The sequence below is a fragment of the Terriglobia bacterium genome (assembly GCA_035712365.1).
In the GTDB taxonomy this organism is placed as follows: domain Bacteria; phylum Acidobacteriota; class Terriglobia; order UBA7540; family UBA7540; genus SCRD01.
This window is the reverse complement of record DASTAW010000008.1, coordinates 183,698-198,545: the sequence shown is the minus strand read 5'-3', so window position 1 is coordinate 198,545 and position 14,848 is coordinate 183,698. Positions and strand designations below refer to the sequence as shown.

Here is a 14,848-nt window from a genome sequence, read left to right as displayed (position 1 = left end):
AGAAGGAATCGTGAAGCCTCCCAGGGGGCTGCTGAAATATCCCTATCTGGTCCCAAGCGGCCCCTATTTCCAGCTCTTCGACTGGGACAGCTATTTCATGGGAGTTGCGCTCAGCTACGACGGAGAAGGAGAACCTCTAGCCGACTCCGTCAAGAATTTCCTGAGCTTCGTGGGAGAGAACGCCAATGAGGCCGGGTATGTTCCAAGGGAGATAGCCCCCGACGGTCTTTGGGCGCTGCCAGAGATGTGCAAACCTTTTCTGGCACAGGCCGCGTTTCGTGCTTCCCTCACGACGGGAAGCGTTGAGTGGTTGCGCCCGTGGTATAAAAAGCTTGCTGAGACGCTGCAGTTCTGGGAAAACGCGCGGCGCGCACCGGATGGTTTCTTCGTGTGGTTCAATGGCGTGGAAAGCGGAGTTGATAACAATCCTGCCGTCACCGACAAACCCGCCCAGGTGACCGAAGGCGTGGACCTCCAGTGCTACATATATCGGGAATATCACGCGATGTCATTGCTGGCTGCTAAACTCGGCGACGAAAAAGATGCGAAGGAATATTCCACCAAGGCTGACGCGTTGCGCGCCAAAATCCGTGACGACATGTGGTCCGATACGGAAGGCATGTTTTTGAATATCGATGCAAGGACCGGCAAGCAAATCCACATCAAGACCTGGACGAACTTCGTGCCGCTCTGGGCTGGAATAGCGACCAGCGGCCAGGCGCGTGTGATGATCGAAAAACACATCCTCAACCCTCAGGAATTTTGGGCCCCGTATGGAATTCGCACGCTCTCGCCCGACGAGCCCCTCTACGACCCGGACCATGGTTACTGGCGCGGGCCCGTCTGGATCATATCCAATTACCTGATCATGCATGGTCTTATGAACTACGGCTATCAGAAGCAGGCCATGCAACTCGCTGCGAAGACCCAAAGGCTGCTTGTGCAGGACCTTGAGAAAACAGGCGGGATGAATGAATGCTACAATCCCAACCAGGGCACTCCGGTCGCCGGGGGGAATTTTGTGAGCTGGGACCTTCTTGGCGAACACATCGCCGAAGAGGCCAGTGAAGGGCTCGATCCGACTGCCTTGAAGCCGTTTTAGCTATTCCGTCTTGATTTTCAGCACACCTTACTACGGTTCTTTTCTCATCCCGTCGTGGCTTCTCTCTTCTAGACGATTGGTTGCGGGCCTGGCGCGTATAGCTTTGGCAGGACGTACTTGCGTCAGAGAGGCTTGCTCAAATTCGACAACGCAGGAAATGGGTCGCCAAACAAAGGCTGACGTGAAAAGGCGTAGTGTCTCAGTTTGATTCCTATTTTGTGGCACGGCCATCCCGTTCGCTTCGCTCGGGGCGGACCTGGCCGTTTCTTCTGACCGCAGCCCGGGCGAGGACGCCCGTGCCACAAACCGATCTGAGTTACCACCGAAAAGGGCTGCAATTTGCATTCAGCGCCGATCGATGTCCATCCTGAGATTTTGACTCACCCGGCGTGCTGGAGAACCAGCAGGGTCTCATCGTCACGCTGAGGTTGTCCACTGCGGAAGATCTGGAGTGCCGACAGCAGATCCTGGCAGGTTTTGCCGGGCGTCTCAGGCGCCAGGCCGCGAACCAGATTCAGCAGTCCGTTCTGTCCAAGCTCGTTGCCGGAAGCATCCCGGACTTCCATAATGCCGTCAGTGTAAAGAACCAGGGTGTCGCCCGCGGCAAGGCGCACGGCAGTCTGCGAATAGGCGGTGCCAGGAATCAAACCTAACGGCAGCCCTCCGATTTCAACCGCATAAGGGGTGCAGTCCTGCAGCAGTTCCCACGATTTTTCCTGGGCCCGATACCACAGGGCTGGAGGATGGCCAGCATTGCTGAACAGCAGTTCCCCGGTTCCAAGGTAAAAGCCCATAACCGCGGCCGTGGCAAACTGGCCCACGGTGGACTCGCGCGCGAAAGCCTCGTTCAATTCCCGCATTAAGGCGGCCTGGTCCCAGTTATCAGTGTGGTGTTGAAAGATCCTCCGAAGGTTCTCCGCCATGGAACTGGCGTGGCTGCCGTGTCCCGCCACGTCCGCTACAACGATGCGCGAAACGCTGCCCTTGCTGCAAACTGACAGGTAGTGGACGTCTCCCCCGCCAGCGCCGGCTTCGAACGGCGTGGAATAGACCCATCCGTCGAGGCCCGGCAATTCCACGGCGTGATTTGCAGTGCCGTTGCCGCCCCAGAGTTCAAAACATGCCAGGCGTTCGCGGATGTCATTCATGGTTGTAACCCCGCGAGCAGCTATGCGGGTACCGTCAAATTCGATGCGGCTGTGGCCCCTTGGCGCTCGGGAATAGCAAAGATGACGTTCGGCATAGCGGGTGTCCGGTGTGGACCCAACCTCACCGAGGCCCCGTTCGATATGGTGTTCGGGCCCCGCCACAAAGCCGTGGACCTTCTCAATTTACGCCTTTACGGGTTAGGGTACAAGCGGTTCCGGAGTGAGCAAAGCGGTTGAGCGAACTGCGCTCGGCGGTTAGTCTCGACCTGCATTGCAGGAATTATGTCGCGCGTCGGCAGGATAGGAAAAAGAAATGCGAGAGGCGATCCTAAGGTAGAAGGTGGGTTGGAATGCTGGCGGGGACGACGGGACTCGAACCCGCGGCCTCATGCGTGACAGGCATGCGTTCTAACCAGCTGAACTACGTCCCCTATCGGCTGTTCGCAAGGGGAATCCCTTACGGTTGGCACAGTGTTGCGCAGGGCGTGGCAAGCAGAGAGACCGATCCAGGGCCCTGATGCATGGTGGGCGGTATCCGGCTCGAACGGATGACCTTCTGCTTGTAAGGCAGACGCTCTAACCGACTGAGCTAACCGCCCTGGTGAGGCTGTGTGGCGCGTCACTAGCGCCAGGATACGGCGCGCCTGCCTTGACACTCCCAACCCAAAAACTATACACTAACGAATTTGGGACGGTCAACTCCCGCAGTTGTCTGCCATGCAATTATTGCGCGAATACGTGACATACATGAGCAAGGAGCTGATGAAGCGCCTTACGGACGAGGGGCTGGTCCAGTTTGACCAGCCGGAATACGTGAACGAAGTGATGTTGCAAGTGGTGCTGGATGAGCTTAGCGTGGAGGACCGAATCAACGATGAGGCCCGCAGGATTCTGGAAGAACACGCTGACCAGATGAAGAGCTTCGGCGCAACGTATGAAGATGCCTTCAAGGCCATCAAGAAGCAGATTATCCGCGAGCGAAAGATCATTATTTAGACCGATGTATCTGCCATGATTTCATGAGACTCTCCCACGAAAAAATCATCCAGCTTTCCCATCGCATCATGTCCGCTATTGAGGCCCTGGACGAAGTTGAAATTTACGAAGAGCCTAACGTCGTTCGGCAGCAAGCTGTGAAGATCCTAACGGACCTGCTCCAGGAAGAAGAGAAGATGGAGCAAACGGTCAGGCAGAGGATCGCGACACACAAGCGGACCATTCCCGAGGGCGGCGGCGAGTGGGAGATTCTCTACCGCAAGTACTACCAGGACGAGCTCCGCAAGCTGGGCGTTGCGCCTCTCTCGCCCCAGATCTGACCGCTCCCGAATTACACGACTGTAGTTGCCTGGCCCAGCCCCGCCACGTTCAAGCGTGATTGTTGGCCATGAATAGAGCAATGAATGGGAGACGAACAGGCGAAGCTCTTATGTCCGCACTTCAGTCGGGACGACGCTCCAACACGGGTGGCTTGTCGTCATTTGGGTTCTGAGTGCCACTGGGCTGCGTCGCAGGAGATGTTGTCGTTTTGGGCTCGCGCTTCTGCAGTGTTGGACCGCCCTCCGCTTTTTCCATCTTCTTACGCATCGACATGACGCTCTCCAGCCGCGTTTTCATGTCGTTGAATTCCGAAGTGCTGACCAGATACTCCTGCTTGTTGGGGAGGATGGACTTGATTTCCTCTTCTGCCTTGATAATCCGTCCCGGCGTTGGCGGATGGTCGGCAAAAATGCTGGGAACCGAGCCGGGGTTGGTTCGCTGTTCCTGGAGAATCTTGCCGAAGAACGCGACATAGGCATCGGGATCATACCCCGCTTTGTACATGTACTGAATGCCGAGGTAGTCGGCCTCGGCCTCGTCGCTGCGGCTGAACTTAAGGAACGCCAGAGGAATCCCCATGTTAAGCCCCTCAGAAAGGCCAATGTAAACGGGGAACGACATAGGGGTGAACATCAGCGGAATCATTGCATATTGCAGGATGGTTGCCTTGGTCATCTGGCTTGCCCAATGGCGCGCCGCCACATGCGCAATTTCATGAGCCACGACCCCTGCAACCTGGTCTTCCTCATTGGCTGCCTGCAGGAGGCCTGAATTAACGTAGAGAAATCCGCCAGGGAGAGCGAACGCATTGATGGATGGGTCGTCGAGCACCTTCACGGTAAGCGGAATCTTCAGGTCGGAGTTCCGCGCCACGTTCTGAGCAACCCGGTTGACGTACTCGTTGATGACAGGGTCCTTGATAATTCGTGCCGAGCGGTCGATTTCCGTGGCATAGCGTTTGCCAATCGCAATTTCTTTCTGTTCGGAGATCATGCTGCGGTGCGCGACCTTGCGATCACCAATGGCATCGACGTCTTTCTTTTTGTCAGCAGCCCAGGTGGAAGCAGACGCTGCGGTCATCATCAAAGCCAGAGCGAGAGAGGCACTCCTGCGCATTTTCATAACTCTTCTCCTCAGCTTTATTATACCCTTCGTGCGCTCCGCGTTTGCAAAATTACTGTCAAGACGGTGTAGGGATCCTTTCACCTGTGGCTGCAGCCTCAGAATTGATGATCGTTGACTCGCGAACGTCCGGCAGGTTAGATTGAACTTTCGTAATCCGAAGGCTTAGCCTGGGGGCGTTGCCTCAGACCGTCCCGGAAACCTGATTGTTGAGTCATGCCGATCGGAAAAGTACGGCCAGGCCAGGTGTGGCTGCTGGAGGGGACCGGTGAAAGCTGGCTGGTGACGAAAGTTTACTCAGAAGCCTTCTCATCCTACGCAATTCTCCGCAAGCTTGGCGGTGATGATAATGATCTGCGGCGGCTGAAAATCACGAGGTCCGCCGGCGGTGATACTCTTCCCGGGTGCAGGTTGTCACAGGAATCAGATCAAGTCTAGGCTAGCCGATCGACGCAACCAGCGCTGGAATTGCATGGCGCTTGCGACGAGGCAGAATAAGGCGAACCCCTCGCATCGATGGTTTCAACCATTGTCAAGATTCTAGGCGGATTTATTGTGGCCTTCATTTCAGGGTCAGGGTACATCGGCATCACTCTGCTCATGGCCATTGAGTCAGCGTGCATCCCGCTGCCCTCCGAAGTAATCATGCCGTTTTCCGGTTATCTTGTCTCAGCCGGGCACTTCACTCTCTGGGGTGTTGCGGTTGCCGGAGCGTTGGGTTGCAACCTCGGATCGATTGCTGCCTACTTCGTCGGCGCGGTGGGAGGGCGGCCGCTCGCGGAGCGTTACGGCCATTACGTCCTGGTCACACGTCACGACCTTGAGATGGCGGACCGGTTTTTTGCCCGATATGGCGATTGGGCGGTTTTCATTGCGCGCCTGCTTCCTGTCGTCAGGACCTTTATCGCGCTGCCGGCGGGCATTTCTCGCATGAATTTCGCGCGCTTCAACCTTTATACTTTTCTGGGTTCACTGCCGTGGTGTTTTGCTCTCGCTTACGTGGGGATGAAACTCGGGGAACGGTGGGACACTCTGGGACCCTATTTCCACCACTTTGATACTGTTTTCCTCATTCTAATCGTTGTGGGAGCTATCTGGTTCATCCGTAACCGGTGGAAAAACAGATTACCCGCCAACTGATTGAACTTCTGATGCCTCCGCGATGTTTCTGAAACAGGCACCGGCGAATTCTCCATCCGCGAGATGCCGAAGTGTGCCGTCGACAGCCTCCGGTCAAATCGATCTCACCGGCATTGCCACAATATCATCAACAGCCGCAACTTCGCGCATCACAAACGGCTCGCCGTAACGGACGCCGATCATCAACCCAAAATGGCGAGACAGAGATGCGACGCGCTCGCGCAGGTCTTTGCGGGACGGGAAGAGGTTCTGCATGTCTTGCTGGGCGGAGAACTGGGAACTGTAGGCGAGGATGGCTTTCAGCTTTTTTTCAAACTGCCCCGTAACATCCACCACAAACGAAGGCCTCAGAGCAGGCACATAGAGACTGGAGTAGATGATTTTGTGCGGCCGGAAAGGTTTGCCCTTCAGCGGGAGCTTGGCCAGCCCAGCGAAAAAGCAGGCTTCGTAACCTATCTGCCCGGTTGTGTAATGGTCCGGATGGCGGCCCTTCCAGTAGGGCAAGATCACAGTGCGGGGCCGCAAATCGCGTATTTTCTGGGCGATGTTAAGCTTGTATTCGCGCAGGGGTTCGATACCCGCGTCGGGCATATACAGGTTCTCGCGGTGTACGATGCCCATCACGCGGGTAGCCCGATTTGCTTCACGTTCGCGGAGGGCTGCGCTGCCGCGCGTTCCGGATTCTCCGGCGGTCAGGTCGAGGATCCCAACGCGATAGCCGGCCTGGACCATTTTAATGACTGTTCCTCCGCACGTCAGTTCGGTGTCGTCGCGATGGGCAGCGACTGAGAGGACATCAAGTTCCATCAATGCCGGGTCCTTTCAAGCGTCTGATTTGGTTGCTCGATCGTCGATGTTCGCGTGTGAGGCTTCCGCGCGCCGTTGCCTGCCAGACGATTGCAGCATGCGGACGAGCCGCCTTTCGTCCAGACGATACTTGCAAACTTTCCTGCCATCGACGCAAATCACCGGAATCTCTTCCTTGAACATGTCGTATGCCACAGGATCTTGCAGGATATTCACTTCTCCCAGGGCAAACTCATACCGCTCCTGAAGAGCCTTTAGCTGCTTTTTAGCCTGCTCGCAAAGGCAACAGCCCGGTTTGGAATAGATCACGATTTGAGGCATACTCATGCGCCCTCTTGGAGCGCTAGCTTCGTTCCTGATGCATTGATTCTATGGTTAAGTCGGGAAAAGGGTCAAGCCGGGTCCGATAGTGGCGAGCAGGGAAGTCGTTCGGTTTTGCTTGATTCCAATAATCCGGAATGTCATAAACTAATCATCTTTGTGTTTTTAATATGAGGATGCCGGAAGGAATTCAAGGTCGGGTTCTTAAAGGCCACGTTGCTCTGGTCACCGGAGCAGGCCGGCGCATCGGGCGGGAGATTGCTCTGGCTCTTGGCCGCTCGGGCGCCAGCGTCATCGTGAACTACAACCGTTCCAGACGCGAAGCTCTGGCCACTGTGCGAGACATCAAATCATACGGAACGGACTCCGTCGCCTTGCGGGCTGATGTGGCGCGCCTCGCTGAGGTGCGGCGCATGTTCCGCGCGGTGGAGAAACGGTTTGGAAAGCTCGACCTCATGGTCAACAACGCCGGCATTTTTTTTCGAGAACCGTGGGAGCGTCTGACCGAAAAGCAATGGGACCAGATTCTGGGCGTAAATCTGAAAGGACCTTTCTTCTGCGCGCAGCAGGCGGCGCGATTGATGCAGCGCAAAGGGGGTGGGCAGATCATCAACATTTCTTCTCTCGGTGGGCTGCAGGCGTGGCCGGATTCCATGCATTATTGCTCGTCCAAAGCAGGGCTGATCATGCTGACCCGATGTCTGGCCAGGGCACTGGCGCCTGGGATCCGCGTCAACAGCATTGCTCCCGGGATGATCTTGTTTCCTGGAGAAAGGAGAAGCCGGATGATGGAAAGCGTGATACGGTCCACGCCTCTCCGAAAGGCAGGCGGGCCAGAAGACATTGCCCGGATGGTGCTGCACCTTGCCTGCCACAGCGACTTCATCACGGGACAGGTTTTCCCTGTTGATGGCGGTAAGTCCATTCCGTAAATGCTGTTTCAGCCCGCAAAGTTCGCCTCACCGCTCGCTTCCGAAATTTTCCTGAGCGTATCTCTCACAACCGGAAGTGATGGTCGTTTGCCGCCGTACCGCGCTGCATTGTAAAGTTGCGTGAACTCCTGGGCCGCCTCCCGAAGCAGTGGCGGACCTATCCTCGTGGCAAATTCCTCAGGAGTTTCCGAGGGAAGCTTTCGGTAGCCTTTTCTCCCCAGTAGGTTCAGGAAACGACCGTAGCTGAACGTCGCTTCTTCCACGCTCAGCGGCCGCTCTGAATGTAGAAACCTGAGGGACCAGATGAGCTTGAGTTCCCGTGGTCTCCAGCCACCCCCTGCCAGAACGCCCCCTGCTGCTGATCCAAGCAAAAACAGAAGCAGGAGAAATTTGTGCGCGACAAGCCCAGCTTCCAGCTTCAAGGCCAGGCCTGCCGTCTGGTCTCGAAGGCGGTGGAATCGATGACCGACGTCGCTTTGGACCTCGCGGGACTGGACCTCAACCTCTGCTGCGAGGCGCAATTGGTGGGAGAAATCATAATTGACGATCCATTCGCTCCAGAACAGCCCCGCCGCATCCATATAATCGTCCAGCTCGGAAGCGACCACCGGGTTCGGGTCGGGAGGCGTTGGATCGAAAGGCACCCATCCGTAACCCGGGAAATAAACCTCCACCCAACTGTGAGCGTCCCGCGCGCGTACAACAAAGTCCTTTCCGAAGCGGTTATATGATCCCGTCTGAAAGCCATTCACCAGGCGGGCCTGAATGCCGATGGTCCTGAGCATGACAGCCATGGCTGAGGCGAAATATTCGCAATATCCTTTGCGAGTTGTGAACAGGAAGCTTCCCAGCGGATCGGATGAATCAACCCTCGGTTCCTGCAGCGTATAGCCAAAATTATCGCGAAGATAATTGCGGACCAGCACTGCCCTGTCGTAACTGTTGGCAGCAGGGGACGCGACCTTCTCTGCCAGGGCCTTAATCCGAGGATCGAGGTTCGGGGGCAGTCGAAGATACAGCAGACGAATCTCCCTCGGGTAAGTATCCGAGGCCGTTTTGAGGATGGATGGCGATGGCAATCCTACCTGGGAGACTACTTCGTATTGAGATGACGAGAACGCATACCGCGTGTCGTGCAGGGAGTCTGTTCCATCAACGGTCAACAGATGCATCCGCCCGGTGATCAGTCTGGCCCACGGCGCGGCAAAAACGACGTCGGAAGAAATGGGGGAGAGCAGAACTTTGTAACGGAGAGTCTTTTCAGGCCGATTTCTGGCGCCGGGTTCTCGGGGAACGATAAAGCGGTTGTATGCCACCTGCCGGACGGCAGTCTGCCTGGTGCTGTCATTGTACCAGTGGCGGCCGTCAAAACTGTCCAGCGCGACTCCGCGCCATTTGACACCGGAGTAATCGCGAAGGTTATCCTCAGGTAAAACGCGAAAAACAACGGTGCCAGACCGCATGATGCGGCTGAGGTCGCCCAATTTTACGCTGTCGGAAAATCCCGTAAGGTTTTCGGGGTGAGTCCCGAGCCCGGTGAGATAGCCGGAGCGATATCGCGGGATGACAAAGAAGAACAGAGAAGCTGTTGCGAGGGTCCCCAGACCGAGGCCTGCTGCCGTTCTTGTCAGCGCGCGTTCAACTCCGTGCTTGCCGCCTGGAGACGGCAGTCGGGCCGGTGCGGAGCGGCGGGAAGTTTCAATCGATCTCTTGATTTCGTAGCTGATCAGAGTTGAGATGGAGACGAGAACGTAGAGCGTCAGGAAGACCAGAAAGATGGTGTTAATCGTCAGCACTGCTGCGGCAAGGACCATCAGCAGGGAAAGCGCCGCCAGATAAGCGCAATCCCGCCGGGTTACGGCTGAGAAAACCTTCGTGACCGCTGCGAAGAGAACCAGGTGAACGGTGGCATTAAGCATGCTTTCGAGCGGGGTCGCTCCGGCGGAGAGGAATAGAAAGTCGAGAACGAAAAAAGGAATATACAGGATGGCCAGACGCGTCACGGTTTCTGGGGATATCTGCAGGTTCCGCCCCGAAGAATAACCCCAGAGACGCACTCCCAGGGCGATGAAGACCAGGGTGACGGAGACTATATCCAGCTTTCCGGTTGACGCCAGCGTTACGAAGCTGGTTCCGACCATCAGAAGAAGTGATGCTGCAAAGAAGTGGTCAATGCTGGATCCGCCTCTGTTCCTGGCAGGGCTTCCGAGATCTGCTTCTGTTGCACTCGCCATTTGACCAGCCCCTTCAACCATGAACTTCGTCCACGGGCCAGCTTTTCATTACTGGTTTAGAGCAATGCCCGGTCTAAAGCATCACTGATGCGGAGAACCCTTCTGGATGGCTTCCAGGCGGGTCTGCCAGTCCTTTGGCAGGGTGGTGCGCGCCTCCAGAAGGTGAATGGCCTCCTGAATGCTTAGGTTGTCCGGAACGCGTTCGAAGCAGCAGCGAATTTGCTGTACGCGGATGTGAATGTGCTTAAAAATGAGAACAGTCCCATCAAAGTGGACGGAAAGCAGCATCTGATGCCACGTTCCGTCGGGCCCTTGCGACTGTTCCATCCGGAAAGTGCCACCTTTGTTGAGCCGTGCCAGAAAGCCCCACCCGATCTTGACATCTTCGATGAGTGAGCCGCTAATTTTCACCATACGCTCGGTGGAAGGGTCAACCCACAACTCTCCTGCCATCCCCTGAAGAATGAGCGATTGGCGGGAACTCGGCTCGAAATCAGGTGAAGGCTGGAACTTTAATATGATCCGTCCCTGTTGATCTCTGCCGCCATAGGTGTAAATAAACGCCTGGGGAATATCTTTGAGCACGTTGTCCCGCCGCTGCCGGTTGTTTTGCTGGTCCTTAAGGCGCGACTGTTGGAGTTGCGTGTCGCCCGGAAGCTCTGCGAGCAGCGCCTGATTCTGCGCGAGTTGCCGCGGATCGGGCGTGTGGTGGTCCACTTCAATCAGGCGATCCACGCTGCCTTGTGGAGTCGCGATTTCCTCGACTGTGTTGGATCCATCCGGCGTGATGTTACGCTCGATATAGCTATAGTAATGCGAGGGATGTTCGGAGGCCTGCAATTCATTCCGCGCCAAGTTCTTGACCATCTGGTGAATGTTTGGAGAAGACAGAGGAGACCCCTGTCGTGAATGCGCCACCAGGGGCGAAGGAGCCGCCCATAGAATCGTAAGAGTCATGGAAACGTACCAGGATTGAACGCTATTGCTCATTTCCCTTGAGCTGCTTTCCGCCGCTTTTTGAAATGTCGTGCCCAGAACAGGGCGTCAGCCCTGCGGGTTAACAATGCACATAGTTCCGGCAGCGTTTTTTACTTTTGGCCCATATGGATCGCCTTCATTTTATCAGGTCTGCGTTCCTGCAAGAGATTTCGGACGCAATCACCGACAAAGCGCCGCTGTTTATTGTCCTGGGTGCAAAGGCGGTGCCCTTCTCAGCGGTGTAATTTGCGCGGTCAACGAAGAATGGATTTAGCGTCGCCAGAATGATTTAATTACCTGCCGGCAGAGAAATTAGCTCCAGGAGGCGAGATGAAGAGGGTTGGATTCATCTTGAAAGTCAAGTCTGAACTGATGGAGGAGTACAAAGAGCACCACAAGAAAGTATGGCCGGAGATGCTGGACGCGCTTCGACGCACGGGTTGGCACAACTATTCGCTATTCCTGCGAAGCGACGGCACGCTTTTCGGGTATTTTGAAACAGCCGCTGATCTGAAGTCCGCCGTAGATAAAATGGCAAAAGAAGAAGTCAACTCCCGGTGGCAGAAAATGATGGCGCCTTATTTTGAATCCCTTGAGGGGTCCCGCCCGGACGAGATGATGCGGGAACTTGAAGAGGTGTTTCACCTCGACTGAATGAATTATCCCGTTACGCTCTTGATCCAGCCGTTTGTACCCCGTGCTTTCATCGAAAGGGTCCAATAGGGTGCATGGCCCATCGAAACTTCGTTTCAACTTGTCTGCGGCAATTGTACTTTCTTGCGGTGTGCGCCTGACCAGGACCGGACCTGCGGGGTAGTGGCTGCACGGCTACTGCCAGATGGCGCGTGAACGCTGATGGTGACTGCATAGTTACGGCTTGCAATTGGGGCCACTCGTAAGTAGATTCTTATGAGAGTGAAGGCCTTGATTACAGGATCGGGGGGGCTTGTTGGCTCAGCTTGTGCGCGCCTGTTGAGCGATGCAGGATGGGAGGTTGTTGGTGTCGACAACAACATGCGGCAGGAGTTTTTCGGGCCTCAGGCTTCCATCGCGCCGAATATCAAATTTCTGCAGGAATCATTTGTGCAATATCGTCATCGCGCCGTGGATATACGCGACCGGCAGGCGATCCGCAATCTAGTGCGACAAGAGCATCCGGACTTCATCATTCACGCAGCGGCGCAACCATCTCACGACCGCGCCACCTCGATTCCATATGAAGATTTTGATGTGAACGCGGTAGGGACACTGAACCTGCTGGTCGCAGCCAGGGACTTCTGCCGGGACGCACCCTTCTGCTTTCTCAGCACGAACAAGGTTTACGGTGACCGGCCTAACTCGCTGCCTCTGGTGGAACAATCCCTGCGCTACGACTATGCGGACGGCCGGGATGGAATCAATGAATCAATGTCCATCGATGCCTCCCTGCACTCCGTTTTTGGGGCGTCCAAAGTGGCCGCAGACGTAATGAGCCAGGAGTTCGGCCGGCATTTCCAAATGCCGGTGGGAGTGTTTCGGGGCGGCTGCATAACAGGACCCCAGCACGCGGCCGTTCAACTGCACGGCTATCTGGCCTACATTGTCGAATGTGCTGTCACCGGACGTGAATACACAATTTTCGGATACAAAGGGAAGCAGGTGCGCGACCAGATCCACTGTAATGACGTCGCCCGGCTGCTGCTGGAGTTTTTCGGGTCCCCCAGGTGTGGCGAAGTTTATAACCTCGGCGGAGGAAGGCAGAATAGTATTTCCATCCTAGAGACAGTCGAACTGCTGGCGGCAATGGGACTGACGGTCCGATACAGGTACGACCCTGAAAACCGGATGGGTGATCACATCTGCTACATCACGGACCTGGGCAAGGTGCGCTCGCATTTTCCGAATTGGGAACTCAAATACAGTCTTTATCAAATGATCGCCGAAATTGTCGAGGCCCGTTCGAAATCCAAACCCCACGATCTAGAAACCCTTGCCGCGAACGACCGCCAATGATGCCGCAGTGGAAGACAGAAAGTTCGCATCATTACATGCGGACCGGTTCTACAAGGCGACGCGTGGAAGCGGGTGTCCGCATCGAGGAAGAGGATGGAGCGATGCCTCAGATGGAAAGTAGGGCAGGCGGAGTATTCAGCCTGTGTTCACGGGCCGCCGGGTCCTTGCTCCCCGAAGTATGGCGAAGGTTCGAGTTGTCCCGCGAAAGGGCCTGGGATGAGCCCTCCAAGTGGCGAGCGGCCAGGTTACGTCGTCGCGCCTTTCTTGCAGCAAAGACTTTGCCCGTGATTCCCGGCCGACGGGTCCTTGAATTTGGCGCCGGCAGCGGAAGATGGACCGAATATCTGACTCTGGCTTTTGGCGGGCAGAATCCCGTCACTGCCGTGATCTTCAATAAGGAGTTGGAGTATAAGACACGGTTGAAAACCCTCCCCAACACAAGCTTTGTCTACGTCGAAGACGTTGGGTCTGCTTTTCCTCCGGAAAGCTTTGATTATATAGTTGGGACCGATATGCTGACGGACGAACTTTGTTCCGCGACGCTCGAAGTTGTTTACGCCTGGCTCAAACCCGGCGGGAAACTGCTTTTCTTCGTCCCCAATTCATCGAACCCGCTGAGTTGGTTCCGAAAGGTTTTAAACCCTTCCGGCAGAGCCAACCCGACAGCCGGCCTCCAGAAACACGCCGATCTAAAGCTCTGGGCCGATGAGGCTCGGAGCATGGGCTTTTCGAACATCGAAGTCACACCGTGTGAAGTTATTCCGCCTCTGCGTTCCTCCGCCGGGCAGGCGATGACGTTGATTCTGGAGCGAGCGCCGATCGTGCGCCGATTTTCAAGCGTGGTAAGTCTGCACGGTGCGAAACCAGGTGACTCGACAAGCGACGGCACTCCACAATTGAGTCTGGCCACGCATCAGCAGCTTTTTGGTGTGGTTTCGGTTGTGGTCCCATGTCACAACGAGGAGGCGAATATTGATCGTCTCGTCAAGACGCTCCTCGCGCTGTACGGTGATTATATTCACGAGATCGTGATTGTCGATGATAACAGCGCAGACCGAACTGCTGAAGTTGCTGCTGCCCTGGCGGGTACTGAACCCCGCGTCAAGCTGGTGACGCGTAAACCTCCAGCCGGAGTTGGCCGTGCGCTGCGCGACGGGTATGCCGCAGCCATCGGAAAATACATCCTGACGATTGACTGCGATTTCGTTAATATCGCACCGGAATTCAAAGGACTGTTCGACGCGGTTGCCGGAGGCTGTGACGGCGCGATGGGCAGCCGGTTTTCAGCCGAGTCTGCGCTGGTTCGTTATCCATTCTTTAAGATTATCTGCAACCGCGGATACCACCTGCTGCTGAACCTGCTGTTGCGGAAGCGGGTGCGAGATGTGTCAAACAATCTCAAGCTTTATCGCGCGGAGATACTGAAGGACCTCGATATTGAAGAGAACCACTTTGCCGCCAACGTGGAAACGGGCTTAAAGCCACTTCTGATGGGCTACCACATTCAGGAAGTTCCAATCTCCTGGATCAACCGAACGGCAGACATGGGAAGGTCCTCTTTCAGTCTTCTGAAGGTTAGTCCTGATTACGTGCGCGTGCTTCTCCGGACCACATGGAGAAGTTGGCGGGGCGATTTCCGCACTTCATGCTGACGATGTTTGCCGCATCAACTGTTCGGCGGTCGCGTTGCGTTCGGCCGTCTATTCGCAAATCAACTCACCCGATGTAAAGCTGTTGCAGGTGCCAGGTGGGTCT

At 55.8% G+C, this 14,848-nt stretch carries 14 protein-coding genes and 2 tRNA genes; 8 read left to right on the top strand and 8 right to left on the bottom strand.

What is annotated here, in order from left to right:
- Positions 1-10 precede the first annotated feature (10 nt).
- Positions 11-1,102 (top strand): trehalase family glycosidase, encoded by a 1,092-nt coding sequence (locus VFQ24_02835; protein HET9177272.1) that lies wholly within the window; start codon positions 11-13, stop codon positions 1,100-1,102.
- Between the two features lie 380 nt (positions 1,103-1,482).
- Here VFQ24_02835 and VFQ24_02830 read toward each other — a convergent pair whose 3' ends face one another.
- The 3 genes from VFQ24_02830 to VFQ24_02820 all read right to left on the bottom strand — a co-directional run bounded on the left by VFQ24_02830 (position 1,483) and on the right by VFQ24_02820 (position 2,849).
- Complete coding sequence (locus tag VFQ24_02830) at positions 1,483-2,250, bottom strand: PP2C family protein-serine/threonine phosphatase (GenBank protein HET9177271.1); 768 nt, start codon at positions 2,248-2,250, stop codon at positions 1,483-1,485.
- A gap of 354 nt (positions 2,251-2,604) precedes the next feature.
- Positions 2,605-2,681: transfer RNA gene (locus VFQ24_02825), tRNA-Asp, on the bottom strand.
- A gap of 91 nt (positions 2,682-2,772) precedes the next feature.
- Positions 2,773-2,849 (bottom strand) — tRNA-Val (locus tag VFQ24_02820).
- Between the two features lie 118 nt (positions 2,850-2,967).
- Between VFQ24_02820 and VFQ24_02815 the strand changes: the two genes are divergently transcribed.
- The gene (locus VFQ24_02815) at positions 2,968-3,246 is read left to right on the top strand and encodes a DUF507 family protein (protein ID HET9177270.1); all 279 of its coding nucleotides are present in this window, start codon (positions 2,968-2,970) and stop codon (positions 3,244-3,246) included.
- A 23-nt stretch (positions 3,247-3,269) separates the two neighbouring features.
- A complete protein-coding gene (locus VFQ24_02810; protein ID HET9177269.1) occupies positions 3,270-3,566 on the top strand; it encodes a DUF507 family protein in 297 nt (98 codons plus the stop codon).
- Positions 3,567-3,687: 121 nt separating this feature from the next.
- Here the strand turns inward: VFQ24_02810 and VFQ24_02805 are convergent, their stop codons facing one another.
- Positions 3,688-4,689, bottom strand: a complete 1,002-nt coding sequence (locus VFQ24_02805) for a M48 family metallopeptidase (protein ID HET9177268.1) — start codon at positions 4,687-4,689, stop codon at positions 3,688-3,690.
- A gap of 516 nt (positions 4,690-5,205) precedes the next feature.
- Here VFQ24_02805 and VFQ24_02800 point away from each other — a divergent pair.
- Entirely contained in the window at positions 5,206-5,829 is a 624-nt protein-coding gene (locus tag VFQ24_02800) for a DedA family protein (protein HET9177267.1), read from the top strand.
- Positions 5,830-5,922: 93 nt separating this feature from the next.
- On the opposite strand, the gene bshB1 is transcribed toward VFQ24_02800, so the two are convergent.
- Together bshB1 and VFQ24_02790 are read right to left on the bottom strand one after the other, a co-directional pair.
- Positions 5,923-6,636: a bacillithiol biosynthesis deacetylase BshB1 gene (gene bshB1 / locus VFQ24_02795; GenBank protein HET9177266.1), complete on the bottom strand. Its 714-nt coding sequence runs from the start codon at positions 6,634-6,636 to the stop codon at positions 5,923-5,925.
- Positions 6,637-6,651: 15 nt separating this feature from the next.
- Positions 6,652-6,963, bottom strand: coding sequence for a glutaredoxin family protein (locus tag VFQ24_02790; protein HET9177265.1), 312 nt, complete (start codon positions 6,961-6,963; stop codon positions 6,652-6,654).
- Positions 6,964-7,133: 170 nt separating this feature from the next.
- Here VFQ24_02790 and VFQ24_02785 point away from each other — a divergent pair, with 170 nt between their 5' ends.
- A complete protein-coding gene (locus tag VFQ24_02785) occupies positions 7,134-7,889 on the top strand; it encodes an SDR family oxidoreductase (GenBank protein HET9177264.1) in 756 nt (251 codons plus the stop codon).
- An 8-nt stretch (positions 7,890-7,897) separates the two neighbouring features.
- Here VFQ24_02785 and VFQ24_02780 read toward each other — a convergent pair whose 3' ends face one another.
- On the bottom strand, positions 7,898-10,123 hold the full coding sequence (locus tag VFQ24_02780) for a DUF3488 and transglutaminase-like domain-containing protein (GenBank protein ID HET9177263.1): 2,226 nt from the start codon (positions 10,121-10,123) through the stop codon (positions 7,898-7,900).
- An 81-nt stretch (positions 10,124-10,204) separates the two neighbouring features.
- Entirely contained in the window at positions 10,205-11,113 is a 909-nt protein-coding gene (locus tag VFQ24_02775; protein ID HET9177262.1) for a hypothetical protein, read from the bottom strand.
- Between the two features lie 318 nt (positions 11,114-11,431).
- Here VFQ24_02775 and VFQ24_02770 point away from each other — a divergent pair, with 318 nt between their 5' ends.
- The 3 genes from VFQ24_02770 to VFQ24_02760 all read left to right on the top strand — a co-directional run bounded on the left by VFQ24_02770 (position 11,432) and on the right by VFQ24_02760 (position 14,745).
- Entirely contained in the window at positions 11,432-11,755 is a 324-nt protein-coding gene (locus tag VFQ24_02770; GenBank protein HET9177261.1) for an L-rhamnose mutarotase, read from the top strand.
- Positions 11,756-12,010: 255 nt separating this feature from the next.
- Positions 12,011-13,093 carry an NAD-dependent epimerase/dehydratase family protein gene (locus VFQ24_02765; GenBank protein HET9177260.1) on the top strand — a complete coding sequence of 361 codons (1,083 nt, stop codon included), beginning with the start codon at positions 12,011-12,013 and terminating at the stop codon, positions 13,091-13,093.
- Positions 13,094-13,203: 110 nt separating this feature from the next.
- Entirely contained in the window at positions 13,204-14,745 is a 1,542-nt protein-coding gene (locus tag VFQ24_02760; protein ID HET9177259.1) for a bifunctional class I SAM-dependent methyltransferase/glycosyltransferase family 2 protein, read from the top strand.
- The last annotated feature ends 103 nt before the right edge of the window (positions 14,746-14,848 follow it).